28 protein-coding genes are annotated in these 26,030 nt (G+C 32.3%); 22 read left to right on the top strand and 6 right to left on the bottom strand.

Annotation, left to right across the window (positions count from 1 at the left end; all coding sequences use genetic code 11):
• Nucleotides 1-531: 531 nt before the first annotated feature.
• A complete protein-coding gene (locus CN946_RS13865) occupies nucleotides 532-1,089 on the bottom strand; it encodes a TetR/AcrR family transcriptional regulator (protein WP_098861702.1) in 558 nt (185 codons plus the stop codon).
• 284 nt (nucleotides 1,090-1,373) lie between these two features.
• On the opposite strand from CN946_RS13865, the gene CN946_RS13860 reads away from it, so the two are divergent.
• Entirely contained in the window at nucleotides 1,374-2,318 is a 945-nt protein-coding gene (locus CN946_RS13860) for a ketopantoate reductase family protein (protein ID WP_098861700.1), read from the top strand.
• A 957-nt stretch (nucleotides 2,319-3,275) separates the two neighbouring features.
• Here the strand turns inward: CN946_RS13860 and CN946_RS13855 are convergent.
• Nucleotides 3,276-3,887, bottom strand: a complete 612-nt coding sequence (locus tag CN946_RS13855) for a flavin reductase family protein (RefSeq protein ID WP_098861698.1) — start codon at nucleotides 3,885-3,887, stop codon at nucleotides 3,276-3,278.
• A 100-nt stretch (nucleotides 3,888-3,987) separates the two neighbouring features.
• Here CN946_RS13855 and CN946_RS13850 point away from each other — a divergent pair, with 100 nt between their 5' ends.
• The 16 genes from CN946_RS13850 to CN946_RS13780 all read left to right on the top strand — a co-directional run bounded on the left by CN946_RS13850 (nucleotide 3,988) and on the right by CN946_RS13780 (nucleotide 15,939).
• Nucleotides 3,988-4,674, top strand: a complete 687-nt coding sequence (locus tag CN946_RS13850) for an ArsR/SmtB family transcription factor (RefSeq protein ID WP_098861696.1) — start codon at nucleotides 3,988-3,990, stop codon at nucleotides 4,672-4,674.
• Nucleotides 4,675-4,850: 176 nt separating this feature from the next.
• Nucleotides 4,851-5,027 carry a hypothetical protein gene (locus CN946_RS23505; RefSeq protein WP_176547326.1) on the top strand — a complete coding sequence of 59 codons (177 nt, stop codon included), beginning with the start codon at nucleotides 4,851-4,853 and terminating at the stop codon, nucleotides 5,025-5,027.
• A 385-nt stretch (nucleotides 5,028-5,412) separates the two neighbouring features.
• Complete coding sequence (locus tag CN946_RS13845; protein ID WP_098861694.1) at nucleotides 5,413-6,330, top strand: ATP phosphoribosyltransferase regulatory subunit; 918 nt, start codon at nucleotides 5,413-5,415, stop codon at nucleotides 6,328-6,330.
• The gene (hisG, locus tag CN946_RS13840) at nucleotides 6,327-6,974 is read left to right on the top strand and encodes an ATP phosphoribosyltransferase (RefSeq protein WP_098861692.1); all 648 of its coding nucleotides are present in this window, start codon (nucleotides 6,327-6,329) and stop codon (nucleotides 6,972-6,974) included. The genes CN946_RS13845 and hisG overlap by 4 nt, the downstream gene beginning before the upstream one ends.
• Nucleotides 6,955-8,241, top strand: a complete 1,287-nt coding sequence (hisD, locus tag CN946_RS13835) for a histidinol dehydrogenase (protein ID WP_218012663.1) — start codon at nucleotides 6,955-6,957, stop codon at nucleotides 8,239-8,241. Before hisG ends, hisD begins: the two co-directional genes overlap by 20 nt.
• Nucleotides 8,238-8,816 (top strand): imidazoleglycerol-phosphate dehydratase HisB, encoded by a 579-nt coding sequence (gene hisB, locus CN946_RS13830; RefSeq protein ID WP_098861688.1) that lies wholly within the window; start codon nucleotides 8,238-8,240, stop codon nucleotides 8,814-8,816. Before hisD ends, hisB begins: the two co-directional genes overlap by 4 nt.
• Nucleotides 8,817-9,440: an imidazole glycerol phosphate synthase subunit HisH gene (hisH, locus tag CN946_RS13825; RefSeq protein WP_098861686.1), complete on the top strand. Its 624-nt coding sequence runs from the start codon at nucleotides 8,817-8,819 to the stop codon at nucleotides 9,438-9,440.
• Complete coding sequence (gene hisA, locus CN946_RS13820; RefSeq protein WP_098861684.1) at nucleotides 9,418-10,149, top strand: 1-(5-phosphoribosyl)-5-[(5-phosphoribosylamino)methylideneamino]imidazole-4-carboxamide isomerase; 732 nt, start codon at nucleotides 9,418-9,420, stop codon at nucleotides 10,147-10,149. Before hisH ends, hisA begins: the two co-directional genes overlap by 23 nt.
• On the top strand, nucleotides 10,119-10,877 hold the full coding sequence (gene hisF / locus CN946_RS13815) for an imidazole glycerol phosphate synthase subunit HisF (protein WP_098861682.1): 759 nt from the start codon (nucleotides 10,119-10,121) through the stop codon (nucleotides 10,875-10,877). The genes hisA and hisF overlap by 31 nt, the downstream gene beginning before the upstream one ends.
• An 11-nt stretch (nucleotides 10,878-10,888) precedes the next feature.
• On the top strand, nucleotides 10,889-11,536 hold the full coding sequence (hisIE, locus tag CN946_RS13810; RefSeq protein ID WP_098861680.1) for a bifunctional phosphoribosyl-AMP cyclohydrolase/phosphoribosyl-ATP diphosphatase HisIE: 648 nt from the start codon (nucleotides 10,889-10,891) through the stop codon (nucleotides 11,534-11,536).
• Entirely contained in the window at nucleotides 11,533-12,351 is an 819-nt protein-coding gene (gene hisJ / locus CN946_RS13805; protein ID WP_098861678.1) for a histidinol-phosphatase HisJ, read from the top strand. Before hisIE ends, hisJ begins: the two co-directional genes overlap by 4 nt.
• Nucleotides 12,352-13,286: 935 nt before the next feature.
• Nucleotides 13,287-13,478 (top strand): hypothetical protein, encoded by a 192-nt coding sequence (locus CN946_RS13800; protein WP_098861676.1) that lies wholly within the window; start codon nucleotides 13,287-13,289, stop codon nucleotides 13,476-13,478.
• 298 nt (nucleotides 13,479-13,776) lie between these two features.
• Nucleotides 13,777-14,247 carry a DinB family protein gene (locus tag CN946_RS13795; RefSeq protein WP_098861674.1) on the top strand — a complete coding sequence of 157 codons (471 nt, stop codon included), beginning with the start codon at nucleotides 13,777-13,779 and terminating at the stop codon, nucleotides 14,245-14,247.
• 46 nt (nucleotides 14,248-14,293) lie between these two features.
• Nucleotides 14,294-14,569 carry a DUF4288 domain-containing protein gene (locus CN946_RS13790; RefSeq protein ID WP_098861672.1) on the top strand — a complete coding sequence of 92 codons (276 nt, stop codon included), beginning with the start codon at nucleotides 14,294-14,296 and terminating at the stop codon, nucleotides 14,567-14,569.
• Between the two features lie 155 nt (nucleotides 14,570-14,724).
• The gene (locus tag CN946_RS13785; RefSeq protein ID WP_353616200.1) at nucleotides 14,725-15,156 is read left to right on the top strand and encodes a GNAT family N-acetyltransferase; all 432 of its coding nucleotides are present in this window, start codon (nucleotides 14,725-14,727) and stop codon (nucleotides 15,154-15,156) included.
• 207 nt (nucleotides 15,157-15,363) lie between these two features.
• Entirely contained in the window at nucleotides 15,364-15,939 is a 576-nt protein-coding gene (locus CN946_RS13780; RefSeq protein WP_098861670.1) for a GNAT family N-acetyltransferase, read from the top strand.
• A gap of 46 nt (nucleotides 15,940-15,985) precedes the next feature.
• Here the strand turns inward: CN946_RS13780 and CN946_RS13775 are convergent, their stop codons facing one another.
• Both CN946_RS13775 and CN946_RS23830 read right to left on the bottom strand, forming a co-directional pair.
• On the bottom strand, nucleotides 15,986-16,168 hold the full coding sequence (locus tag CN946_RS13775; RefSeq protein ID WP_056470570.1) for a hypothetical protein: 183 nt from the start codon (nucleotides 16,166-16,168) through the stop codon (nucleotides 15,986-15,988).
• Nucleotides 16,169-16,257: 89 nt separating this feature from the next.
• The gene (locus tag CN946_RS23830; RefSeq protein WP_286133932.1) at nucleotides 16,258-16,392 is read right to left on the bottom strand and encodes a hypothetical protein; all 135 of its coding nucleotides are present in this window, start codon (nucleotides 16,390-16,392) and stop codon (nucleotides 16,258-16,260) included.
• Between the two features lie 102 nt (nucleotides 16,393-16,494).
• On the opposite strand from CN946_RS23830, the gene CN946_RS13770 reads away from it, so the two are divergent.
• On the top strand, nucleotides 16,495-16,638 hold the full coding sequence (locus tag CN946_RS13770) for an imidazoleglycerol-phosphate dehydratase (protein WP_141546915.1): 144 nt from the start codon (nucleotides 16,495-16,497) through the stop codon (nucleotides 16,636-16,638).
• A 48-nt stretch (nucleotides 16,639-16,686) separates the two neighbouring features.
• Here CN946_RS13770 and CN946_RS13765 read toward each other — a convergent pair whose 3' ends face one another.
• A complete protein-coding gene (locus CN946_RS13765) occupies nucleotides 16,687-17,151 on the bottom strand; it encodes a hypothetical protein (protein WP_098861666.1) in 465 nt (154 codons plus the stop codon).
• A gap of 203 nt (nucleotides 17,152-17,354) precedes the next feature.
• Here CN946_RS13765 and CN946_RS13760 point away from each other — a divergent pair, with 203 nt between their 5' ends.
• On the top strand, nucleotides 17,355-20,102 hold the full coding sequence (locus CN946_RS13760) for a dynamin family protein (RefSeq protein ID WP_098861664.1): 2,748 nt from the start codon (nucleotides 17,355-17,357) through the stop codon (nucleotides 20,100-20,102).
• A gap of 540 nt (nucleotides 20,103-20,642) precedes the next feature.
• Here the strand turns inward: CN946_RS13760 and CN946_RS13755 are convergent.
• The gene (locus CN946_RS13755; RefSeq protein ID WP_098861662.1) at nucleotides 20,643-20,897 is read right to left on the bottom strand and encodes a hypothetical protein; all 255 of its coding nucleotides are present in this window, start codon (nucleotides 20,895-20,897) and stop codon (nucleotides 20,643-20,645) included.
• Between the two features lie 643 nt (nucleotides 20,898-21,540).
• Here CN946_RS13755 and CN946_RS13750 point away from each other — a divergent pair.
• The 3 genes from CN946_RS13750 (at nucleotide 21,541) to gntK (ending at nucleotide 26,027) form a co-directional block, all read left to right on the top strand.
• On the top strand, nucleotides 21,541-23,253 hold the full coding sequence (locus CN946_RS13750) for a S53 family peptidase (RefSeq protein WP_098861660.1): 1,713 nt from the start codon (nucleotides 21,541-21,543) through the stop codon (nucleotides 23,251-23,253).
• A gap of 504 nt (nucleotides 23,254-23,757) precedes the next feature.
• The gene (locus tag CN946_RS13745) at nucleotides 23,758-24,483 is read left to right on the top strand and encodes a GntR family transcriptional regulator (RefSeq protein ID WP_098861658.1); all 726 of its coding nucleotides are present in this window, start codon (nucleotides 23,758-23,760) and stop codon (nucleotides 24,481-24,483) included.
• Nucleotides 24,483-26,027, top strand: a complete 1,545-nt coding sequence (gene gntK / locus CN946_RS13740; RefSeq protein WP_098861656.1) for a gluconokinase — start codon at nucleotides 24,483-24,485, stop codon at nucleotides 26,025-26,027. The genes CN946_RS13745 and gntK overlap by 1 nt, the downstream gene beginning before the upstream one ends.
• Nucleotides 26,028-26,030: the final 3 nt, after the last annotated feature.

Genomic DNA, 26,030 nt, shown 5'->3' with positions numbered 1-26,030 from the left:
GATGATGAATGATGTCCTCTAAGGAATCTATTCTCTACAGTTGCTATTATGTAATAAATTAAAAAAGAAAAGAAGAACGTACTTTAAAGTAAGATAGTAACTTGGATGTTCTATAGGCACCTTTTGGTTACATAAGAACTTAGTAGTAATTGTTAATAATTACAAGATAATAATTGTGATCTGACGGAATAGAACAGATTAAAATTAAAAAATGTCATTGTCAACATTGGACATAAATAAAAAGACTCCGGTTTAGTACCGAAGCCAATCCCTCTTAAAAAAGAATTTTCTTTTATGTGTCCAATTTCAAGCAATTAGAAAGGTTAGAACTGTTTTAGGACTTTCATTATTAGAAGCTAAACAATATGTAGATGCTTTAAAAGTGTGATTTCTTTTCCTACATATAACGAATACATATTGATGTAATTTGTTTTTGTTGAAAAAAGGAATTTAGATTTTCGAAGATAGCAACGAATATGAGTAAAATAAATGCATGTAAGTTGAAATCAACGTGATTAGAATGGAGTTTGATTAATCAATATTTAGTAAAATTTGATTTCGTTCTAGTAAAATCCATAATTGTTCTGTGATTTCTTCTGCGGTAATTGGCATTGATTGAGTGATCCACCATTCGATTACCCCAATTGTTGCAGAAGACCAAAACTGAATAAGAAACTCTTTGTTCATATTTTGATTCAATTCGTTTAAATTTAATTGGTCTCTCATTCCATCTTTCATTACACTTAATAATTGGTTTCTAAATGTGGGAACACCAGTATTTGTTAATAAAGTATGGTAAAAAAAAGAGTTTTTCTCTAAATAGTTAAATGTCCTTAGTAAAGGTATTTTAGATGGAAAACTTTCGGAGCCTTCAGGTAAACAAGATATTAATAATTCTTTTATCTCTCTTTCAATACATTGCTCTAATAAATCGAATTTGTCTTTGTAATGTAAATAAATTGTCCCTCTATTGACGTCCGCTTTTTCTGCAATTGAGTTAATGGTGATACTTTCAAAATCATTCTCCGCCATTAAACTAATTAGTGCATCCTCAATCGCTTTTTTAGATTTTCTGATTCTCTTATCCATAAGATACTCCTTCAACTATCATTTCATTTAAGAAATTGGTTTAGTAGATTAATTATAATGAACAACTGTTCAAAAAGAAACAAATGTGTTTTATTAGACTTTAGTTGAACAAATATATTTAATTTGTTCATTATTAAACAAAATCAGGATAATTAACCATTGATACAACAATAGTCTGTTGCTAAACTTCTAGATAATAGACGTTTGTTGAATAAAAAACAAATGTCCACTATTAATTCCGAAAATCTTTTACGATTAAGATTCGATAGAATAGGAGTAATTTAATGAAAATATTAATTTTTGGCGCAGGCGTTTTGGGAAGTTATCTTGCTCACTCATTAGTACGAGGCGGGAATGATGTAACTGTTTTAGCCAGAGGTAAAAGATATGAACAATTGAAACAAAATGGAATTGTTATTCGTCATTATTTCCAACGAAAAAATACCGTTGATTCAGTTAACATTATTGATAAACTTGAACCAGATGACTACTATGATCTTATATTTGTCGTAATCAAATATAATCAATTTCCTTCTGTCCTACCGGTATTAGCACAAAATATAAGTAAAAATATCGTGATTGTTGGGAATAATGCTGATTCGGCAAATATGCAAAGATTCCTAAATGAAAATAGCAACGTCAAAAAGAATATAGCCTTTGGTTTTCAACTTAGTGGAGGGAAACGTGAAGAAAGTGGGCGTATCATTTCGATTCGTGGTGGGGGTCAAATGGTAATCGGTAGTTTGGAAGGTGACATACCTTTTAAAGCAACATTAGAGAAGGCTTTTAAAGGGGCAAAGTATAAATTAACTTATCATGATCATATTGATGGCTGGCTTAAAAGTCACCTCATACCAATTGTTGCGATGAACTCAATCCATTATTTAAATAACTTTGACTTTAAAAAAATAGCAAATGATAAGAATACATTACTACAGATGATTTCTGCAATGGATGAGGGCTTTATGGTGTTAGATAAATTGGGATACAAAATTGACCCAGCTTTTCAAGAGAAATTGGTACGTAAATACCGAAAAATTGCATACCATGGATTGAAAATATTTCATAAACTTCCAATGAGTAATTTGATTGAGGGCTCCTTTAGTGAGATTGAAGCCATTTATAGAACATTCGATCAGTTACAAAAGGAAGCGAATATTTCAACGCCAATTTGGGATGACCTTAAAAAACAATCACTTGGTATGTATAGAGATGAATTTATTCACTGAAATATACTATAATTCTAAGTTCACTCCTTATGAAAGTATACTAATATCCGATTTATGCTTAAGGTCAATCTTGGTGAATGCCTTGTAGCCTACCCAAATATTAATGAAGAACCTTATATGAAATTATAAAGTTTGAAGAAGCCATCTAGGTTATTCAACTAAAGCATGAGGCCTTTTTGAATCTTATTATTCCCTTTAATAAGGACGGAAATTTCCAATTAACATGGCATTTTTTGTACTTTTTTTAACAGATTAGCATGTTAAAATGAACTTAATCAAACCGTTTAATAAAGGAGATTCTAAAACAACATGGAATATCTTCATGAAAACGAACTGAAAGCTCTAAAAAAGCATCATAATACTTTATTGGTAGCAAAAAGAAAGAAACAGTGATTTCTAACACCTGATGGGAATGGAATATTGTTGAAATTTACAAGTAAGTTTGGCGAATTAGATGCACAATTTAAAATCGAATATGGCAAAAAAAGAACTAATTCTTTTTACCGTCAAAAAGATACAAATGAATACGTGGTCGGATAACGTGTTGTTACAAATAAAGAAACGGAATACAACATTGCTGGGAATATTTTCAGGTGGTTAGAGTTCAACAAATTATATAAGCATATCTTATTAAAGTGAACTTATGTGTCAACTTATCAATAATTAAACTATGTAAAATGACTTAAGTAATGAACTGCACCCCAATTATTAGACACAACTAACAATTGAAGATCCAGTTTTTTGAATAAGTATTCATAAGCGATTAAACTAACTACTGTTTAAGATTATCTAGGAGAGGTTGAATCCTTAAAAGAAATTGCACAAAAGCATTGCGTTGGTTTGACAATGTTGAAGTACACGATTTGAAAATTATTTATTAATCTTCCTTTTTAAAATATTAATAATGAAGTCAGATTCCTAACAATTTGGAATCTGACTTTTTTATTTAATTGTTTACTATATTTCCGAACGAAAAGTTTTACCTAATTTATTTCCGAGACCGAAATAATGACGGAAATTATATATTAGTGGACTCCATTTATTTGGATCAATATGATTTTCTTCGATGATGATTTCATTATGAGCATGTACATGTAAAACTTGTGTCTCAACAATTGCAAAATCAGGTGAATGTTCAGGGATACGAATGTGTTTTACAATTGCCTCGATTTGAATTGGGCATTCCGTTATGCGTGTAGGTTTTACGGTTTGTGACTCTGTAGCAGATAATTTACTGATATTGTATTTTTCTTTTTCATATGTAAATCCTATATTTTTCTTAGCATCAGGAACAGGATTTTTTCCCGTGTAAGGGGCTAAAAATTCAACATTCTCCCATAACAAAGGGCTAGGTACATTGATTACACATTCAGGATGTCGCTGTAAATTTTCAATAGCTTTCCCGCCAAGTCCAATTCCTAATATTATGCAATCTCCTAAAGCCCATGAGGAAGACATAGGGCTAATATTGACTGTCCCATCCTCATTCAATGTATTTAGTAAAATCACAGGTGTTCCATAGTATAGAATTTTAGGTTTAATCAACTTTGTATTTGTAAAATGATTCATTTTTTTCCTCCTAATAATTATGTATTTCAAAATTTATTGTAGAATATAATTAGTTCAATTATCATCGAAATATGGATTACATAATGGGAGGAGAATTAAAATGAATGTAAATCCTAATGTAGCAGTGGTTGCAACGCTTGTAAGTGAAACCTCACGTGCAGCAATATTAACAGTCCTTTTAGATGGTAGATTTCATCCTGCTAGCGAACTGGCATATATGGCTGGAATAAAACCACAAACGGCTAGTTTTCATTTAGCAAAATTGGTCGATGCAAAATTAGTTAGTGTAGAAAAACAAGGAAGACATCGTTACTACGGTATTCGAAATCAGGAAGTTGCTCAAATATTGGAGACATTATTATCAATAGCCCCTCCAATTGAAATTAGGTCTTTAAAACAAGCTTCAGAAAATACGGCAATACGTTTTGCAAGAACGTGTTACGATCATCCAGCTGGTAAGTTTGGGGTACTATTAACTGATTCTTTAATTAATTTGGAAGTTATAAAAGAAGAAAAGCAAGCATTTATTGTTACGGAAAAAGGTGAGAGATTCTTTACTGATTTTCAAATTGATCTTGAAAAAATTAAGAAGAGGCGTCGATCATTTTCACATAGATGTTTAGATTGGAGTGAAAGACGATACCACCTTGGTGGAGCATTGGGAAATGCTCTTCTAGAAAGATTTTTAGAATTGAATTGGATTCAACGTATGCCAAAAACAAGAGCCATAAAAATAACTTTTGAAGGAAAAAAAGGATTTAAAGAAACCTTTTCTTTTGATATCTAACTAATTACGAAAATCTACCAGAAAAAGCTAGATGCACTGATAATACAAACGGATACGTACTACAACTGGTAGCAATGCAATAACAGAATATTAATACCTGAAGAGAATAAACTTTTCACTGAAGAATAAATATTAACAAAGTAAAATCTAGGTTCAGTGGAAATGGGGATTGAGGTATGAAAGAAAGGTCAGAAAAAAGACATAATGTTCCAGTTGGTTCAAAAAGTGTTATCACTTTCGGTTCTGCTTTAGCCATTACAATATCTTGGAGTATTCATAAATCAGTACTCTGGGCAATAATTCACGGGTTTTTTAGTTGGTTTTATGTTATTTATTATGTCTTTACTAGGTAAGAATTTTGTTCAATATTTTACTATAACAGAGACAATTGTTATTAGAATAAAACTAATTTTAGTTTAATAGATTTAAAAAATTAAAAAACCCTAATGTAAACCCTTCCAAAATTTTTATTTTTCAAAAGGGATTGACAACTTATATTAAATTCATTAAGATGAATAAAAATAAAACGAAAAAGGAGACATGAACATGTTTTTCGCACGCACGAATAATGGGCTACAACATCATCATCCACCCAGGGTTTGAATCTATGGACAAAAATTGACCATAGATGCAAGCCCTCTTCGTGTTACGAAAAAGGTGCTTGTGTCGTGCCAGAAGGCCATACAGGCATTTAACCTGTATGGCCTTTTTGTTTTTTCTAGAAGGGGGAATGTTCAATTGGATGGGAAATTAAAGCAGTCATTAGTCAATTATCGATATAAAAGGAAAATGGAAGATTATGCACTAGAGCGAGGATATATTCCGTTTCATCCCCAGCTATTTGAAGAGTATGATTCATTTTCAAGTCGAAACCCAAGATTGGCTAGAGAAGACTTAGTTGTTGTTTTAACACGTTTACAACAAATTTTATTGTTAAGACCTGATTTAACAAGTGCATTGATGAAAGAAATTTATCCGATCGCGCTGAAGGAAGAGAAATGTAAAGTATTTTATCAATCAACAATCTATCGAAATAATGGGGTAGAGCTTGAAGAAACTAATCAATTTGGTATTGAAAATTTAGGGGAAATTACTGAAGCATCTGAAATAGAAGTAGTTATTATGGCAATTGATTTATTAAGCAATGTTCCTTTTATTTTAGAAATCGGGCATACAGGGTTTATCGAAGGATTATTTAAAGAATGTAATTTAACCAAGTCGCAAAAAAACAAATTGAAAAAGCTAATTTATTTAAAAAACATAGATGAATTAGAACGATTTATTCAGTCAATTAATTTACCGTTTCAAGCTAGAAATGTTTTTGAACAGTTATTTAGTTTACAAGGTAAAGGAGAAAAACTTCATTCATTGCTTAGAAGTTTAGTTTTAAATAATGAAATGGAAAATGCTGTTGAAAAGGTAATCAAATTTCAAGAAATTAGTCCAAATATTCTTCTTGATCTATCAATCGTAAATGAATTGGATTATTATGACGGAATCGTTTTTAAAGGGTATTATGATCAGTTAAATAAAGAGGTTTTAAGTGGAGGACGCTATCTTTTGGTGTCTGAAGATTCGGAAAACAGTATTGATGCAATCGGATTTTCGATTGATACAAATGCTTGGATAACATGTCAAATGAGGGATGTAAAGTGAGTTGGTTAACAGTTGCAGTTGCAAAAGGAAGACTTGAAGATGAGGTTATAAAAATATTAAGTCAGTCTGGTTATCGAAAAGTAATTGATTCTAAAACTAGAAAACTAATTTTTGAAGATGAGTTATATAAAATTAAATATTTAGTAGTGAAACCTGTGGATGTCGCTACATATGTTGAACGAGGAGTTTGCGATCTTGGTTTTGTTGGAAAAGACATTCTGCTAGAACAAGAGAAAGATGTATATGAGTTGATGGATCTAGAACTTGGAAAATGCATTTTTGCAGCAGCGGGTTTTCCAGGAACGTTAATTGATCGAGGTGATGAAACGTTAAGAGTTGCAACAAAATATCCAAATATTACTTCAAAGTATTTTCAGTTTAGGCAAAATATTGAACTTATTTATTTAAATGGTTCCGTTGAATTAGCACCAATTGTAGGTATGTCAGATATTATTGTTGACTTAGTAGAAACAGGAAGTACTTTAAAGGCAAATGGATTAGTCATCTTAGAAGAAATGATTCCGATCAGTGCTAGAGTGATTTCAAATCGTGTAAGTTATCGATTTAACTATTTACGTATTACTGAATTTATAGAAAAAATTAAGAAGGGTAGGAACATATATGCTGGAAATTTTATCGATTAATCATAAAAGCGAAAAACTTGAAAGTATTATAAACCGAACGAATTTACCTACTGTTGAGATCACAAAAAGCGTAGAAAAGATTTTATTAAATGTAAAAGAAAATGGAAATGAAGCTATATGCCAATATTCTTTAATCTATGATGAGGTCAAACTAAAAAGCTTTGAAGTTAGTGAAGATGAGTTCAATGAGGCTCTAGAACAAACTGATGAAAACTTAGTAAATGCATTGATTGAAGCTATGAAAAATATAGAGACATATCATGAAAAGCAACTGCAAGATGGTTATAAAATAAACGAAAAAAATTCATATGTTCAACAATTAATTAATCCGATTGAAAGAGTTGGTGTGTATATCCCAGGTGGAAAAGCGGCATACCCATCAACAGTTTTAATGAATGTGATTCCTGCAAAAATAGCAGGAGTGAATGAAATTGTCATTGTAACGCCACCAAATAAAGAAGGGAAAATTAAGCCTTCCATTCTAGTAGCTGCGAAATTAGCTGGTGTAACAAAAGTGTTAAAAATTGGTGGAGCGCAAGCAATTGGGGCATTGGCGTATGGAACTGAAACAATAGAAAAAGTAGATAAAATAGTTGGGCCTGGCAATATTTATGTGGCACTAGCTAAGAAAAGTGTTTCAGACATAGTAGGAATTGATATGGTAGCAGGTCCAACTGAGGTTGTTATATTAGCAGATGAAACTGCCAATCCGAGATTTATTGCTGCTGATTTAATGGCACAGGCAGAGCATGATGAAATGGCATCTAGTATTGTTATTACAAATTCAGAAGAGTTTGCACAAAAAATACAGCAAGAAATACCAAACTTATTAGAAGAACAACCAAGAAAAGAAATTATTAAAAGCTCATTCGAAAATTATGGAGCAATTATTGTCGTTAAAACAATCGAGGAAGGAATTGAGCTTGTTAATAAGTTAGCGCCTGAACATCTTGAACTAATGATAAAAAATCCAGAGTCGACCGTTCATAAAGTTAAAAATGCTGGTGCTATTTTTTTAGGAGACTATACTCCAGAGCCTGTTGGCGATTACTTTGCGGGAACAAATCATACATTACCGACTAGCGGAACTGCAAGATTTACCTCGCCTTTAAATGTAAATGATTTTCAAAAGAAAACATCCGTAGTTTATTACAACAAGGTTGCTTTAAGTGTAGCAAGAAAACATATCGAATTGATTGCAGAGGAAGAAGGACTATTTGGTCACGGTAAAGCAATTAGTATTCGATTTGAGGAGGATTCAAAGTGAGAACTGCAATGATAACAAGACAAACAAATGAAACAAATATACGTTTGAAATTAAATTTAGATGGTGATGGAGAAAGTACTATTCAAACTGGAATTGGTTTTTTAGATCATATGTTAACGTTATTTTCATTCCATAGCGGTATAAGCTTAGAAGTATTTTGTGAGGGTGATCTTGAAGTAGATGATCACCACACAACAGAAGATGTTGGTATCGCATTAGGTAAAGCCTTATTAATTGCGTTAGACGAAAAAATTGGCATTAATCGTTACGGGTCATGCTATATTCCAATGGATGAAACGTTAGCAAGAGTTGTCGTCGATTTTAGTGGTAGACCGTATCTTGTTTATAATGATCGAACGGTAAGAGAACGAATAGGAATGATTGATACACAGAATTTTAAAGAATTTTTTAAATCATTAAGCTCTGAAGCTAGAATGAATTGTCATATGGAAGTTTTATATGGAGAAAATGATCATCACAAAATTGAAGCCTTATTTAAAGCATTTGGCAGAGCGGTTAAACAAGCAGTTGAAGTAACTTCGACTAAATTACCTTCCACGAAAGGAATGTTATAAGTGAATATTATTATTGATTATGGTGTAGGTAATTTAGATTCATTAAAAAGAGCATGTGAGGAAATTGATTTTCCTGTAGTCATTACGAATGAAATTGAAGTGATTGAGCAAGCTTCTTCTATTATTCTTCCAGGTGTTGGGGCTTATGAAGCAGCGATGAACGAATTAAATCGACTTGGTTTAGTAGATTGTATAAAGACTAAGGCAAAAAGCGGTACTCCGATTTTAGGAATTTGCCTAGGAATGCAATTACTATATGAATTTAGTGAAGAAAACTTCGGGGCAAGTGGTCTTGGCTTAATAAAAGGTCAAGTAAAACGTATACCTGACATTGTAAAAGTTCCACATATGGGCTGGAACAAGTTAAATTTTACTAAACAGGAATCATTATTAAAATATGTAAATGAAGGCGATTATGTCTATTTTGTACACTCATTTTATATTAGTTCAACAAATGATGAGCTTTTAGCTTATTCCGATTACGGGGTAAAGATTCCAGCAATTATTAAATCCAGTAATATTTACGGAATGCAATTTCATCCTGAAAAAAGTGCAGAAACAGGTCTAAATTTATTAAAAGCATTTAAGGAGATGTGTTTATATGATTCTATATCCAGCAATTGATCTTAAAGACGGTAATTGCGTTCGCCTTGAGCAAGGAGACTTTAATAAGAAAGTAATTTATAAGAATTCACCACTTGAAGTTGCGTTAGATTTTGAAAAAGCAGGTGCAAAAGTACTACATATCGTAGATTTAGATGGAGCAAGAACTGGGGAACGGAAAAATGCTTCGATTATTAAAGAAATCGTTCAAAATACGAATTTAAACATTCAATTAGGTGGAGGAATAAGGTCACTTGATTCGATTTCGTTTTGGTTAGAATTAGGAGTAGAAAAAGTAATTTTAGGTACAGCTGCAATTAATAATAGACAACTTCTAGAAGAAGTTGTTTTAAAATACGGTGATCGAATCATTGTAGGAGTAGATGCAAAAAACAGTTTTGTAGCCATAAATGGATGGGAAGAGTCAACAAATCAAGATAGCTATGAATTTTGTAAACAGTTAGAGCTACTCGGTGTAAAAACAGTCGTATACACTGATATATCAAAGGATGGCATGTTAAGTGGACCTAATCTAGAAGTATATAAAAGGTTAGCTGAAGAGACAAATTTAAATATTATCGCTTCAGGTGGAGTGAGTTCGATCAATGACCTAATTTCACTACTTAAGTTAAATATTTATGGTGCGATTTCTGGTAAAGCATTATATGAAGGAAAATTTACAGTTGAGGAGGCACTTAAATGCTTGCAAGAAGAATTATACCGTGCTTAGACGTTCGTAATGGACGAGTCGTAAAAGGAAAACAGTTTTCAAGTATTCAAGATGTTGACTCACCTACAAAACTAGGAAAATATTATAGTGATAATGGTGCTGACGAGTTGGTATTTTATGATATTACGGCCTCAAATGAAGAAAGAGATATATCACTAAAATTTGTTTCAGAAGTAGCGAAGGAACTGCGTATTCCTTTCAGTGTTGGAGGTGGAGTACGCTCGATTGATGATTTTACAAAACTATTAAGAAATGGAGCCGATAAAGTATCAATCAATTCTGCCGCAATTTTAAATCCGAATCTAATTAAGGAAGCATCAGATCGTTTTGGATCACAATGCGTTGTGCTTTCAATTGATGCAAAGTTAAATAAAGATGGCAATTATAAAGTGTTTATAAATGGTGGCCGGAAAGAGACTGAATGGGATGCGATTGATTGGGCTAAGAAAGGTGTGGAGCTTGGAGCGGGTGAAATTGTCTTAAATAGTATTGATGAAGACGGTATGAAAAGAGGATTTGATATTCGATTACTGCAAAAAATTACAAATGCAGTTAATGTACCAGTTATTGCATCTGGTGGAGCTGGTAAAGTAGAACACTTTTATGATGCGATCGAATATGCAAATGTCGATGGAGTATTAGCTGCATCAGTATTCCATTTTGGAGAAATCAAAATTAGTGAATTAAAAGACTATTTAAATGAAAAAAATATTCCAGTTCGACTTTAGGAGGAGAAAACATGTTTTTTGATATCGAAAAAATTCGCTTTAATGAACAAGGCTTAGTACCAGCAATTGTGCAAGATATTAATACGAAAGAGGTATTGATGTTGGCATATATGAATAATGAATCAATTAAACTCACAATCGATACTGGATTTGCCACTTTTTATAGTAGAAGTCGCCAATCAATTTGGAAAAAAGGAGAAACATCGGGGAATCTTCAATATGTCAAATCGATTTCTTATGATTGTGACCAAGACTCAATTTTACTTCAGGTTGAACAAGTAGGAGTAGCTTGCCACACCGGAAGCTATAGTTGTTTTTCCGAAAAATTAACTTTAATGCAAGAAAAAAATATTGTTCAAGATGAATCATTAAGTTATTTGCCAAATCTCTATGAAACGATACGAGATCGAAAAGAGAATCCGATTGAAGGATCATATACAACATATTTATTTAATCAGGGCATTGATAAGATATTGAAAAAAGTAGGCGAAGAGACGAGCGAAGTAATTATTGGAGCTAAAAATGAAGGAACTGAAGAATTAATTTATGAGATTAGTGATCTAGTTTATCACACGGTTGTCTTAATGGTGGAAAAAGGAATAAAACTTGAAGAGATAAACAATTGCTTAATAAATAGGAAGGAGAAAGTAAAATCTTGAAAATTGATGGGCACACACATACACAATATTGTCCGCACGGAAGTGGTGATGACGTACAATTAATGATCGAAAAAGCGATTGAACTTGGGTTTGATGAATACCATATCACTGAACATACACCCGTACCATCATCATTTCAAAACTGCTTAAAGCCAAATGAAACAGTTGCTTCGCTTGCGATGTCTGAAAATGAAGTAGACGAATATATTAACGAAATGTATAAAGTAAAAGACAAGTATAAGGATCGAATTCGTATAAAAATTGGATTTGAATACGATTATTTACCGAGTGAATCAGTATGGTTTAAAGATTTTTTAAAAGAATACGGTAAATATTGTGACACAGGACTTTTGTCAGTTCATTACTTGGAAGGAAAAAATGGTTGGCATTGTATAGATTATAAAGCTGAAGATACTCTTTCTGGTTTAGTAAACTACTATGGTAGTACAGAAGCGTTTCAACTTGCTTATTACGAACTTGTAAAACAGTCAATCATTGATGATTTAGGTCCGTTTAAACCAAAAAGAATCGGACATATGACTTTATGCAATAAATTTAAACAATTTTTGAAATGTGATGATACCGAAAAGATCCTAAATAAACAAGTTGAATTATTAAAACTAGTAAAAGAAAAAAATTATATTTTAGACTATAATACTGCAGGATTATTTAAAGAGTATTGTGGTGAAACATATCCACCAAACCATGTCGTTGAAATTGCGAATTCCTTAAACATCGAGTTAATGTATGGTTCTGATTCTCATAGTGTAAAAGATGTTGGAAGAGGATATGAGGTTTATTTTTCAAATAGTTAAAAATCTTGATAACGATTGATATATATTAAAAAGGAGAAACTGAACTGTTAGGCCATTTATGAGTAAGTAAAGTTGTTCTTGTTATACTCATGAATTCTTAATGGGTAAGATTATTTATTTCTTTAGTAAACCCATGAACATTTTTTCATTATGTATTATTTAAAAATAGAAAAATAAGTAAATTTAATTAGTTGTAAATTTCGTTGGAATTATGTTGAGCTTTAGAATTTAACTTCTTCATTCTTACACTTTTCCTTAATGAGCCTTGCAGATTTCTTGTTTTCATCTTTGAATACTTATTCTTCTAAAGGTCTTAAATATAACGGATATTAAGTGAATCTTATTGATAATAGAATTCATTTTTTACTATCTAATAATGCTTTTAAATTTTTATATGTTTGAGCGGTTTTATAATTTCAACAAACTATAGTAATTTTTTTATTATTGAGAATTTAAAAATAGTTAAGAGCTAATTTTTAGAAAAACAAATTCAATTGATTAGTTTATTAATTAATGTTCGATATTTATTGACCAACAAACTGTTTAATAAACAACTGTTAGATTACGCTAAGTAAAGGCTATTTGATCAGGTTTTTATTGTAGACTTTTTTTGATGAATAAGTTGATTGGAATGGAGGGGTGCTCGACTCCTATGGGATAAGCGGGAAGGTTAAAGAATCTCGCCCCATGGAAAGCGAGCATCCTGTAGTGGAAATCTACATCACTCTACTCCTTTTACGAAAATTTAGTAATTTAATTGACAAGGTTGTTTTTGAACAGCGTGACGATAAATTGATAATTTATCGTTTTTTTTTTGCGATTTTTTTCATAAAATAGTGAAATTACCCCAAATTACAAATATCAAACGTTAATGTATAATTATGTAAAATTAGAAACTTTTTACTAAATATCGTTTACATAAAGGGAGAATTTGTATGTCAAATATTGTTTGGGTCGTATTAGGGGCTTTATTAATGGGTGCTATTGATTATTTGATGTTTTATTTTGGACTTGTTAATACCGAGAATCAAAGATGGAACTGGTTTGAAAAACGAACAAAGTTTCAAAAAATTAGTGTACTTTCTGGTGTGTTTTTAGTTTTATTTGTACTTAACATTGTAACTTAATAATTAATGCTACTAAGAGAGTCATGTTTGTGACTCCTTTTGTTTTTATAGAAGTATTTTTGGCTAATTTCTAGAAGGTTGATCCCAAAGATACAAATGTTTTAAGAAAGTTAAAAAAAGAAAAGGTAAAAATAGCCATTTGTTGAATAAATAAACAGTGGTGACCTCAATATGAATCAATCGTTATAATTTAGTTCAAATTTAGTCCTACTTTTTTAATGACAGTTTAATGGTTATGAGGAGACTTTAAAGAAGTAATTTCTAAAAATTATTAGAGCTTAAAAAGGAGGGAAATTAATTGAATCGAAAAGAGTTGTTTTTGAACGTATTAGGCAAAACATATGATAAGGAAAGTTGGTTTGCGCCACTTAAAGATTCAATTGAAGGAATTACAGCTGAACAAGCTGCTTGGAGGCCATCAGGGGAAGCAACTAAATCAATTTGGGAAAACGTTAATCATCTTCTTTATTACAAAGAGAGGATTGTAGCAAATCTAGAAGGTAGAGAGTGGACACAAAATCTAGACGGTGATCAAACTTTTTTTCTTACTGAACAATCGAATGAAGAAAACGAATGGAAAAAAGTAGTTGAACGTTTAGAAAATACTAATTGTAGTTTAAGACAGCTAGTGAGTAATATGACAGATGAGGAACTATTGAGAAATTCTTTTGAAGTAAAATTAATGGATTTATTACTACATGATGCTTACCATACGGGACAAATTATTCAAAATAGAAAATTGCAAGGATCGTGGCCATCACATCGTTAACATAACTGATTAAGGCAGCTTAAAGCTGTCTTTTTTTGTTTAAAACATTTTACTTATAAAAGCACCATCAGAGGAAGAAGCTTATCTAATTGGTGAAAAAGAAGCAATAAAAAATGAAGTAGAATACTTAAATCAATATGATCAAACAGTACAATGGAAGTTCATAGAATTGATCGATTGCTTTAATTTATCTGATAAAAAACTTGGAACAGGTACTGAACTATTTTCCCGTTTTATAAGGGTTCCGGAGGATTTGCCAAATGAAAAGGTTAATTCATATAATGACCGAGATTTTATTCATGATAAAGAAGTCGGTTATTAGGTTGAAAAAAACCAAATTTGGAGGGAGAAATGATCATGTTTAGTTATCAAATTGAAGAAAACTTGCGATTAAAGTTATTAACTCTACAAGATGCTGATGAGTTATACAAATTAACAATCAATTCTATGGAACATTTAAAATAATGGTTACCATTAATAGCAAATAATAAAAAGCTTGAGGATACAGAGAATTTTATTAAATCGACAATGAAACAATTTGCTGAAAACAATGGGTTTCAAGCAGGTATTTGGTCAAATTCAAAACTTGTTGACGTTATCGGGTTCCATAAAATTGATTGGTCAAATAAGTCGACTAGTATCGGTTATTGGCTAGGAAAGGGGTTTGAAGGTACAGGCATAATGACAAAAGCTTGTCATGCATTTGTTAATTATGCATTAACAGATCTATTGCTAAATCGGGTCGAGATTCGTGCTGCTGTTGAAAATACAAAAAGTCGTGCTATTCCTGAGAGGTTAGGATTCTTTCAAGAAGGTCGAATCAGGAAAGCCGAATGGTTATATGATCACTATGTAGATCACATCGTTTTTGGTATGTTAGCGGAAGATTGGGTTTCCTTAAGGAAATAATGTTAATTTCATATCAATGAACTTTTTTTCTTGCATGAAAAGTATTAATACTTCAAATACTTCATTTGAAAGGACTTACTAATTTTTTTTGTATAGATATTTACTAATCAGTTAAACGAAGAGAAAGTTGAGTTAGTGGGCGGTCATTAACATAATGAATTGTCTAGCGTGATGCTACAAACTGCATGTAAGAAAAGGAGAATATCAATGCATTGGTATGAAAAACTAAATCAGTATTTTCCAGTTGAAGAAATGAAATCAAGAGAACATATGGAAACTTTATTGAAAGAGCGATCAGAAATTTACCATAAAGATGAAGGTCCACATCATGTTTTAATGTATGCGGAACTAGATGATTTTGTATTTATTGATTACTTGTTCGTTTCAAAAGATGCCCGTGGGCAGGGTCTTGGTTATAAATTGCTTGATAAGTTAAAGAAGAAGGGCAAACCGATTATTTTAGAGGTTGAACCAGTTAATTATGAAGATACAGATACAGAAAAAAGGCTTCGATTTTATAAAAGAGAAGGTTTTGAGCATGCTCAGTCAATTGGATATAACAGACGCTCACTAGCTACTCAAGAAATAAACCCAATGGAGATTTTATACTGGTCTCCAAATAATGAGGGTGAAGAAATGATCTTTAAAGCAATGAAAAAAACTTATAATATGATTCATACATATAGAGATACACATTTTTACGGTGAATCATATCAGCCAGTAGAGGAAGTTTTAACCTTTGGGGAAAATAATAGCAATCAAAATCTCTTAGAAGACATATAAAAATGCCAAATCAAAAACGACTGATTACCTCAGTCGTTTTTTCTAATTACACACCCATACGTTTGCGTTGATTGTTTGGCTTTTTAGAAATTTGATTTTTTTTCGTCATATCTTTAACAGCATTTACTCCATTATTTTGATTAGAATTTTGCTGTTTTTTGCTAGCCAACTTTTGTTTCATTAATTCCTGAAGACTAACTTTTTTTGGTTCATTGTTATTTTCGCTCATAAATTTAGTTTCCTCCAATTTAATCATACTTTTATAATGACTTGTTGAAGGAAAATTAGCAAGTACATTTAAAAGAATAAAAAGAACTATTAGCTGTCTTTTTCTGTATTTTTCTTATGAAACTCTTCCATTTTTTTACTCTTCGAATAAGCAGATTCCTCTGAATGTCCAAATTGATCTACGGAACTTTTCTGTTGACCTTTGTTTGTATGTCCTTTTGCCATGTTTAACCCTCCTTTTTTATTATTATGTGCTTAAATTCCTTGAATAATCTTTAATTTAAAATGGGAATCTATTTATGATAAATGGTATTAGGAGGAAGCAAAATGACAAGTAAAAATGGCAGCAAAGGAAGTAAAAATCAAAACGCACCTGAACTTCATGGACAATCACCTACAAGTGGTGACAACACAAAAGGAAACGATTATCGGTCTAAAAAAGGCAGTAAATCCAAAAATGAATTACATTAATATCTAGAAATTAAAAAGAGCTTGGATTCACCCAAGCTCTATTCTTGTTCAGTCTTGAACATCAAAACCTTCTTCATCTAAATATTCACAAGCTTCACCATAGCTATTGAATGTACCATCAAGATTTTCTCCTGCGTAAACATTCCACATGTCCATTTCTGAAACAAGTTTAAGGATTTGTCCGTTCGCATTAACCCAGATTTCTTCTACTTCTTCATCTTCTTCAAATATTGGTTCGAATGATAGGCTTTCAATTGATTTAGTAAGTATTGTACGAAGTTCCTCTTCAGAAAATTCTCTTATATTTACCATACCTTTTTCGTTTGTTTTGTACCCTTTAATACCTTCAGCATATACAAAGCCGTTTCCATTAGGATGTAAATGATAAACCACATTCTTTTTTTCTTTTAGACTTTCTTCATATTGAAAATTTGTACGTCCAAGTGAGACTGTCTTTTTAGTTAATTCTGGAAATGATTCAATGATTGTAAGTTTTTCTTCGTAAGTTAGCATAATGCCTCCAAATAAATATTCTTTTACCTATGTTTTGTATGTAACGTAACAAATATAACAAAAATCTTTTGAAAATGACATAGAATTGTCACAATTTCAGCTACTCTAATTTGGTAGAATAATAATGCTGTATAAATTTAACATATTCCTTTTGGCATATTTTTGGACTTAATTTGATTTTATTATACATAGTAGGTGATAACATGACAGTAAAAGTTAAAGTGAAAGAACAATTTATTAAAAAACAATTTTATAAATCGTATTTAAATGAAAATGAAAACAATAACCATCCTATTGCAGTTTTAGCTGACCTTTACAGAGAACAAAATGATGATATGGATCTTTCATCTATCCGATTTGCACAAGGTGAAGTTTATTTTGAAAATAAAGATTTTGAAACTGCAGTTTTCAAATGGGAAAAAGTCGGAAACCAGTTAAGTGATTGGGCAAAGAAAAATATTGCTGATTCTTATTATGAAATAGGTGCATATGAAACAGCAGAAAAGCTATATAAAGAAGTTAAAACAGATAGTAGTACTTTGACATCTGAAATATTCTTAAACTTATTCTCACTTTATATCGATGTTTCGAAATACGAGGAAGCAGATCGTATTATTAAAGAAGCAGTAAAATATAATCCTGATTATCCAAACGTAACAAGAATTGCTCGTAATTTTTATGAAAAACATCACGATTGGAATAGTGCTGTAGCTCTAGCTTCAGATGAATCAATTCGAACAGAAGATTTAAAATGGTTTATTGTATTAAGAGAATACATTATAAATGGTGTAACAAAAGAAATGGCACCAAGTTATTTTGTGCAACCGTTACTATCATTAGCAAAAGTTGATCTTGAGCACTTTGAATTAATGGTAGAAGCACTTTGGAATAGTTACAGAGAACAATCAGTTTATGTAAATTGGTTACAAACATTTAATGATATGTTATTCCAAATCAACGTTGAGACAGGTGTGAAGTGGAATCGTTTGCCATCAATCTATTCAATGACATACGAAGAATTAGTTGAAGGTGAGTATTTTGTAGCTCAGCTTGAGGAAGTGATGCCAAGCTTCTTAACAAATTGGTTACGTATTACCGATATAAAAGGTGCAGTTTTAGCAACGACTGCAACACTTGCATGGGATCGATTATTCCCAGGCCGTATTGATTATCAAATTGTTGCTGACGCAGAAATGGCTTTTGAACAGTTACTAAAAACGCCTGATTGCTTTGAAATTGGAAAAGAATTATTTGAAAACATTCTACAATGGTCTGCTTTTAATGAAATAGAAGTTGGAGACCGTTTTGAGTGGTGGACAAGTAAATTAACTCAATTTGAAAATACAACAATGCTTGTTGCAGGTACATCTGGTAACGGTAAATCATCATTTGTTAATTCACTATTAGGTGAGAAAATGATGGGTTCTTCTACGACAATGCCTGTATTATTTGAACAAGATCGTGATTCAAATATTATCGTATTTTCGAAGGAAGGAAATACACAGCTTGCTGAATTTGCAGATTTTTACGATTTAACAACAGTTGAAAATAATCTGTTAAAAGGTGATGAATTAGTTTACTATAAATTACCAAATTCATTTTTAGAAAAGCATCGACTATCAATCATTGACACACCTGGAATTGATGGAAACCAAGTTAATACAAAAGCATTATTACAATCTGTAAAACTTGCAGATCGTCTTGTTTATGTTTTAAACGCTACTGCACCTTATACAGAAAACGAACGATCTTTACTAGTTAAAATTCATAAAGAATTACCAACTCTACCGATTCACTTTATTTTAAATAAGATGGATTCTATTTATAGTAAAGAAGAAATTGATCGAGTTCGCGCTGAAATCCAAGCGAAAGTTAGATTAGATTTCCCTAGCGCTAATGTATTACCTTATTCTTCAATTTATAGTAATCAAGATCAATTTAAAGATTTAGAATTATTTATTGAGGATAACGTTCTTTCAACTGAAGCAAATTCTAAACAAACAGAAAAATTATTATTAGCTATTCGCAAATTAATTAATTTCTTATTAGAAAAACGAGTTGAGAACGAAGACGAACTACGTGCTAATATTGAATGGAATGAAGTTCTTGATGACAAATTAAATGGTCTATTACATTCTTTAAAAGATAAAGAAATGGAACATCTAAATACAATTAAAAGCTCGTATCGCGAATTAAAAGACGAATTAAAATATGACCTGAAGCTAAGTATTCCTGGTCTTCTAAAAGAATGTAAAGAATTAATCAAAGAAGATAGTGATTTCGGTACAATTCTTGAAACGCTAAACGAGGAGATGAATCTTCGAATTGGTGAGTATGTAAGAGAGAATACTTTACCAAAACTAAATGAAGCTCTTCAAAACTGGATTAAAGAATCAGGTGTTTTATTAGAAGGTACTCAAGGCTACTTAACTGAAATGAGTGATTCTTTAAATGAGTACATTGGAAATGAATATTTAAATCTTGAGTGTGATTTTAAAGTATTAGATGACTGGCGCCGTGATGCTGATCGAATGACTAGTATGACTCAGTTAGATGATATGAATATTTTATTAAACTCATCACCATCTCAGTTTATCTTAAAGAGCTCAGGTATCTTATTAGGTTTACTACCACAAAATAAATCAAAGCTTGTTGCTCAATATCAAAAGTATGTTGATAATGTCAACTATGATGATGTAACATCAGAATTATCAATGAAGTTTTTCCTACAATTTGAAATGTTTGAAAAAACTTTACCAAGAGATTTATCAATGTTCCTACATGCTCCATTTGAGCAAATCCATGAACTAGTTGATGAAACAAGAGTAGCAATTTCTAACTATAATCAAACTTTAGAAGATATGAAATCTAATCCAAGTATTTACTTCGATCCGATTACATTCTTCACAGTAAGATTAAGACAATTAGAGTTTTTAACATTGCGTAAATAATAAGGAAAGAGTGTGCTAAATGGCACACTCTTTTTTCATGCTGTTGAAAAACAATCTTGTCAATTAATAATCAAATTTCGTAAAAGGAGTAGAGTGATGTTGATTTCCATTACAGGATGCTCGCTTTCCATGGGGCGATAGCTGAGCCTCCTCAGCGAGCCTGCGGGGTCTTTAGTCTTCCCGCTTATCCCATAGGAGTCGAGCATCCCTCCATTCCAATCAACTAATTCATCAAAAAAAAGTTTACGATAAAAACCTAATTTAATATCCTTTATTTAGTGTAACTTAACAGTGTATTAATCAGTTTTTAAGTCAATTAAGACCGAACATCAACTTATATACTTATCATTTGAATTTATTTATCTAAAATTCGCTCTTAATATTTTTAAAATCTAATAAAACAATTAAAATAATTTGTTGGTATATTAAAATTGTTGAAACACAATATTGTTTTCTCTATAGATCGTTTTATAGTTCAACACCCTTTTTTACATATTGAACTATGGAGTTTTTTCTAAAGCCAGCCCATATTACATACAACTATTCTTCTGTATCTTCTTCAAACGGAATATGTACAACGATTGTTTGGTAGCCCTCTTTAATTTTTACATAACCACCCCATGGGATTTGCAGTATTAAAAAGGCTCCTTTAGTATCAATTGAAAAATGTGCAATTTTTTCATGTTCTTCATCGAGTAAAAGCACTTCCCGCTCATTCCCAACTGCTCTAATACCAGGATGGCAATGAATTTGTATTTTCCAGTTGCCAAGTCTACTTAATAAGAAATGACTCATAAAATAGATCACCCTCTATCATTTAGTTTCTTTAAAACGAACTAATGAAACAACAGTACGAAAAAACAGGTGAGGCCATCTTTAAATTAATTCTATTCTAAAGAATGGTAACTTAAAACTATTTAGGAATATTCGAAATATATTTCTTACACATAAAGGATTCATGAGTGAGAAAAAAAGCAAAAGTATGAGAATTATTAACTCATAGGGGGTTCGCAACAATACGCTTTTTGCAGAAAGTAACTCCGAGAATTTAAGATATAGGCTGAGGAGAAAGAACATTTTGATAAGAAATAGTATAAAAGAGTTGGTAAGATTACTCTTTTTTTCTATGTTCTTCAACTATCTGGGAGTTTAGTTACTTTAAGATTTTTTAAGATTCTTTAAAGTTCAATTAAAAAAAATGTTTTTTGCAGGAGATTCTAATTTTTACGTCAAACTCAAATCATAAACATTTCCATAACAAAAATATATCCCAAATGGAAAGTTGTATTATTGAAAGAAGGTGATATATAACCCGAAGCCGATAGCCAAAAGAATTACTGGGAAATTTAATTTCATGGTAGTCGGGTAGCCTCAAATCGACTTTTGATTTCTAGATTGTTGGTAAGATTTTATTTAGGATCTAAGGAGAGGTGTAAGGATGAAAAAAAGAAACCGAAAATTAATAGTACCGACAGTTGCTTCGATGTTAACATTATCATTGTATTTCCCAGTAGGCTCAACTTTTGCTGCAGCTTCTAAACATGTACAACTTATTCAGGCAGCTCCAACCGCTGCAAATCACGGCACTTCCATTGGTCACACAAACCGTAACTCCAAAGCTTCTATAACGATTGCCCTTCAGCTAAGAAACAGCGATAAACTGGATAATTATATTGCCAGCTTAAAGAACCCTAACTCCATCAACTACAAGAAATACTTAACTCCCGACGAATTTAAAAATCAATATGGACCAACTGATACAACTGTTGCCAATGTTAAAAGCTATTTGACAAGTCAAGGCTTTAACGTTGAAAATGTTTCTTCCAATAATGCCTTTATTACGGTCAGTGGTACCATTGGTCAAATGGAAGATACTTTTGGTGTAACCATAAATAACTATAAAGATTCAAATGGCGAAACCTATTATGCCAATGATCAAGCTCCTTCCATTCCCGCTGAATTTTCCGGGGTGATTACGAATGTTGAAGGTCTAAATAATGAACCACATTATACACATTCGAAAATTAGTAGTTCATCTATGCAAGTCTCAGGGCAGAATAAAGTGGTGACACCGAATGTGGGCAGTGGTCCAGCTGGCGGTTATACACCGGCTGAATTAAAAGGTGCTTACGATATCAACCCACTGGCAACTGCTGGATATACTGGATCTGGTCAGACTGTAGCAGTCATGGAGTTGGACGGGTATAAAGCAACGAACATTAGTACCTATAACAACTACTATGGCCTAGGAAGCCCTGCACCAACAAATGTATATATTGATGGTTACAGTGGTGCTGCCGGTCAAGGTGCAATCGAAGTTGAACTTGATATTGAGGTAATCAATGCAATAGCGCCAAAAGCACAAGTGATTGTATACGAAGGGCCAAATAGCGCCCAAGGCTTAATTGATACTTATCAAAAAATTGCCTCTGATAATACGGCAAAATCAATTTCTGTTAGCTGGGGAATCGGTGAGCAGCATGAAGCAACTGCGACGATGAATAGCTTACATACCATATTCCAACAATTTGCTGCCCAAGGACAAAGTATTTTTGCAGCGTCTGGAGACAATGGTGCCTACGATTCTGGAGGTAGAACTTTAGAGGTCGATAGTCCCGCAAATGACCCGTATGTGACTGGCGTTGGTGGAACTCACCTAAATTTAAGCGGTACTACTTACAGTTCAGAATCCGTTTGGAGTAACAAAACAAGTAAATCGGGTGACGGTGGAGGATTATCTAAAGTTTATGCTATGCCGTCATTCCAGTCAGGTCCTGGTGTCCAAAACAGTTATTCGAATGGTAAAAGGGAGGTTCCAGATGTATCGGCAGCTGCAGACCCTAACACCGGCTATTCCATCTATACTGGACGTGCTTGGCATGTAGTCGGTGGAACATCAGCTGCCGCACCATTATGGGCTGGAATCGCTGCACTTAATAATCAATTTGCAGCAGCAAATGGCAAGGGCAACCTAGGTCAAGCAAATCCAACTCTTTATCAAGTCTTTAATACAACTCAAAAATATGCAGCATATCATGATATTACGTCTGGAACAAACTTGTACTATCCGGCTACATCTGGCTATGATATGGCTTCAGGTATTGGGACACCAGATGCGTATAATTTAATCCGCGATATAAATGGGTTTTAAAGTAGTAAATCGGCAGTCTCCAACTATGGAGGCTGCCGTTTTTGTTAAAGAGAGAAATTAAGAGTCGATCTTAAATTCAACATTTCGCCTCTAATTGATAATCAAGAAGATACTTTAAGGGGTGCTGTAAAAATGTTAAAAAGCTTTTTAAGAATACCTCTATTCATGTGGTAATATATGGGAATTAAAGCAACTAAATCATTTTATAAAAAAAGAACATGATGATTTTATTCTTCATGTTCTTTTTTACTTCTAAAACACTTCAAAGGCTATAATCTATTGATGTAATAGGAATCCTAAACTGTGAATAGTCACAAATAATTACTAGGAATTCTTGATTAGCGGGATCATTGTATTAAACAAACTTGTTGTAATAAATTGTTCATGATATTCAAAATCTATTACATAGTAGAGTAATTTGAATTAAAAGCGCTTGCATTTTTCAAATTATGTTTTTATAATACTTGTATACAAGTATACTCGTATGGAAATGAAGGTGAACTTATGTCAGAATTAAAGCAATATCTTTATCCGGAAAAATGGCTATCAAAAGCTTCAGCTGGTGATCGTGTAACATATGAATTAAGGATGCAGATAATTTCTGGTCTAATTGAAAGCGGTACCAAGTTATCAGAAAATAAATTGGCTGCCGATTTTAATGTAAGTCGTTCTCCTATTAGAGAAGCATTAAAAACTCTAGCATCTGAAAATCTGATTCGTTTAGAAAGAATGGGTGCTGTTGTGATTGGATTAACTGATAAAGAAATAGAAGAAATATATGATGTGCGATTACTAATCGAAACATTTGTATTTGAACGGTTGGTAAAATTAGACACGAAAGAACTGGTTATGGAACTGAGTAAAATTCTTGAAATGATGAAAATTGCCATTAAATATCAAGATGCTGATGAGTTTTCATTTCAAGATGTATTATTCCATGAAACGATTATTCGAGCGATTGATCATTCATACATTTTGATGATCTGGAATAATGCAAAACCAGTTATGGAAGCGTTTATACTTTTATCAATGCGAGTACGGTTTAGGGAAAATTATGAAGACTTTGAACGAATAGTTGAAAATCATCAATTATATATTGATGCAATTGGTACGAAGAATAGAGACCTTATGATTCAATCTTTACATCAAAACTTTGATGATGTTCAAGGAAAAGTAGAGGATCTTTGGAGATCTCAACAAATGTTTTCAAAAGGAGTAGAACAAGAATAATGACAAACTATATGTTAGGTTTAGACATCGGTACCACAAGCACAAAAGCCGTTTTATTTACTGAAACAGGTGAAGTCATCCAGCAAGAGAATATCGGATACCCACTCTATACACCTGATATTTCAACAGCTGAACAAGACCCAGAAGAGATCTTTACAGCTTTAGTACAAGCAATATCTAAAATAATGAAACAACATTCTCAAAAAGAGATATTATTTATTTCTTTTAGTAGTGCAATGCATAGTCTAATTGTTATGGATGAAAATGATCAACCATTAACGCCTTGTATTACATGGGCAGATAATCGAAGTGAGTCTTGGACTCATAAAATTAAAGATGAATTAAATGGTCACGAAATATATAAACGAACAGGAACTCCTATTCATCCAATGTCACCTTTAAGCAAGATTACATGGATTGTAAATGAACGAACAGAAATCGCTCAAAAAGCGAAAAAATATATTGGGATTAAAGAATATGTATTTAAAAAATTCTTTGACCAATATGTTGTAGATCATTCGCTTGCTTCAGCCATGGGTATGATGAATCTTAAAACATTAGATTGGGATGAGGAAGCTTTACAGATCGCAGGGATTACAACTGATCAATTATCCAGATTAGTACCTACTACTGAGATTTTAACAAACTGTAATCCTGATTTAGCTAGACAAATGGGAATTGATCCAAAAACTCCATTTGTAATTGGTGCAAGTGATGGCGTACTTTCCAATCTTGGTGTGAATGCGATTCGAAAAGGAGAAATTGCAGTCACAATCGGGACAAGTGGGGCAATTCGAACCATTATTGACAAACCACAAACTGACGAAAAAGGACGAATATTTTGCTACGCATTAACGGAAAAACATTGGGTCATCGGTGGGCCAGTTAACAATGGTGGTATGATATTTCGCTGGATTCGTGATGAATTTGCAGCTTCGGAAGTTGAAACTGCAAAAAGATTAGGTATTGATCCATATGAAGTATTAACAAAGATTGCCGAAGGAGTAAAACCTGGGGCAGATGGCCTGTTATTCCATCCTTATTTAGCAGGTGAACGTGCACCATTATGGAACCCTGATGTTCGAGGATCCTTTTTTGGCTTAACGATGGCGCATAAGAAGGAGCATATGATTCGCTCTGCACTTGAAGGTGTTATATACAACTTATACACAGTATTTTTAGCTTTAATTGAATGTATGGATGGACCAGTATCTAAAATCCAAGCAACTGGTGGGTTCGCGAGATCAAATGTATGGCGTCAGATGATGTCCGATATTTTTGATTTAGATGTAGTTGTACCAGAAAGTTATGAAAGTTCTTGTCTTGGTGCTTGTATTTTAGGTCTTTATGCAACAGGAAAAATAGAATCTTTTGAAGTAGTATCTGAAATGGTCGGTAATACTCACAAACATACTCCAAATGAAGAAGCAGTAAGAGAATATCGAGAATTATTGCCAATCTTTATTAGCCTATCGAGAGTGTTAGAGAAAGATTATAAGCGGATTGCTAATTATCAAAGAGGATTAATTAACAAAAATAAATAGATA

It is taken from the genome of Bacillus sp. AFS053548, assembly GCF_002575105.1.
Lineage (GTDB): Bacteria > Bacillota > Bacilli > Bacillales > Bacillaceae_G > Gottfriedia.
The sequence above is the reverse complement of the archived record's forward strand: the minus strand, read 5'-3'. Positions and strand labels throughout refer to the sequence as shown.

Bases quoted from the DNA above. Each gene is read 5' to 3' on its own strand.
- CN946_RS13745 (WP_098861658.1), top strand. From the start codon at position 23,758: ATGTCAGAATTAAAGCAATATCTTTATCCGGAAAAATGGCTATCAAAA.
- CN946_RS13855 (WP_098861698.1), bottom strand. From the start codon at position 3,887: ATGAATCATTTTACAAATACAAAGTTGATTAAACCTAAAATTCTATAC.
- CN946_RS13850 (WP_098861696.1), top strand. From the start codon at position 3,988: ATGAATGTAAATCCTAATGTAGCAGTGGTTGCAACGCTTGTAAGTGAA.
- gntK (WP_098861656.1), top strand. From the start codon at position 24,483: ATGACAAACTATATGTTAGGTTTAGACATCGGTACCACAAGCACAAAA.
- CN946_RS13780 (WP_098861670.1), top strand. From the start codon at position 15,364: ATGCATTGGTATGAAAAACTAAATCAGTATTTTCCAGTTGAAGAAATG.
- CN946_RS13760 (WP_098861664.1), top strand. From the start codon at position 17,355: ATGACAGTAAAAGTTAAAGTGAAAGAACAATTTATTAAAAAACAATTT.
- CN946_RS13765 (WP_098861666.1), bottom strand. From the start codon at position 17,151: ATGCTAACTTACGAAGAAAAACTTACAATCATTGAATCATTTCCAGAA.
- CN946_RS13865 (WP_098861702.1), bottom strand. From the start codon at position 1,089: ATGGATAAGAGAATCAGAAAATCTAAAAAAGCGATTGAGGATGCACTA.
- CN946_RS13755 (WP_098861662.1), bottom strand. From the start codon at position 20,897: ATGAGTCATTTCTTATTAAGTAGACTTGGCAACTGGAAAATACAAATT.
- CN946_RS13775 (WP_056470570.1), bottom strand. From the start codon at position 16,168: ATGAGCGAAAATAACAATGAACCAAAAAAAGTTAGTCTTCAGGAATTA.
- CN946_RS23505 (WP_176547326.1), top strand. From the start codon at position 4,851: ATGAAAGAAAGGTCAGAAAAAAGACATAATGTTCCAGTTGGTTCAAAA.
- hisIE (WP_098861680.1), top strand. From the start codon at position 10,889: ATGTTTTTTGATATCGAAAAAATTCGCTTTAATGAACAAGGCTTAGTA.
- CN946_RS13800 (WP_098861676.1), top strand. From the start codon at position 13,287: ATGTCAAATATTGTTTGGGTCGTATTAGGGGCTTTATTAATGGGTGCT.
- hisA (WP_098861684.1), top strand. From the start codon at position 9,418: ATGATTCTATATCCAGCAATTGATCTTAAAGACGGTAATTGCGTTCGC.
- CN946_RS13750 (WP_098861660.1), top strand. From the start codon at position 21,541: ATGAAAAAAAGAAACCGAAAATTAATAGTACCGACAGTTGCTTCGATG.
- CN946_RS13770 (WP_141546915.1), top strand. From the start codon at position 16,495: ATGACAAGTAAAAATGGCAGCAAAGGAAGTAAAAATCAAAACGCACCT.
- CN946_RS13860 (WP_098861700.1), top strand. From the start codon at position 1,374: ATGAAAATATTAATTTTTGGCGCAGGCGTTTTGGGAAGTTATCTTGCT.
- CN946_RS23830 (WP_286133932.1), bottom strand. From the start codon at position 16,392: ATGGCAAAAGGACATACAAACAAAGGTCAACAGAAAAGTTCCGTAGAT.
- hisF (WP_098861682.1), top strand. From the start codon at position 10,119: ATGCTTGCAAGAAGAATTATACCGTGCTTAGACGTTCGTAATGGACGA.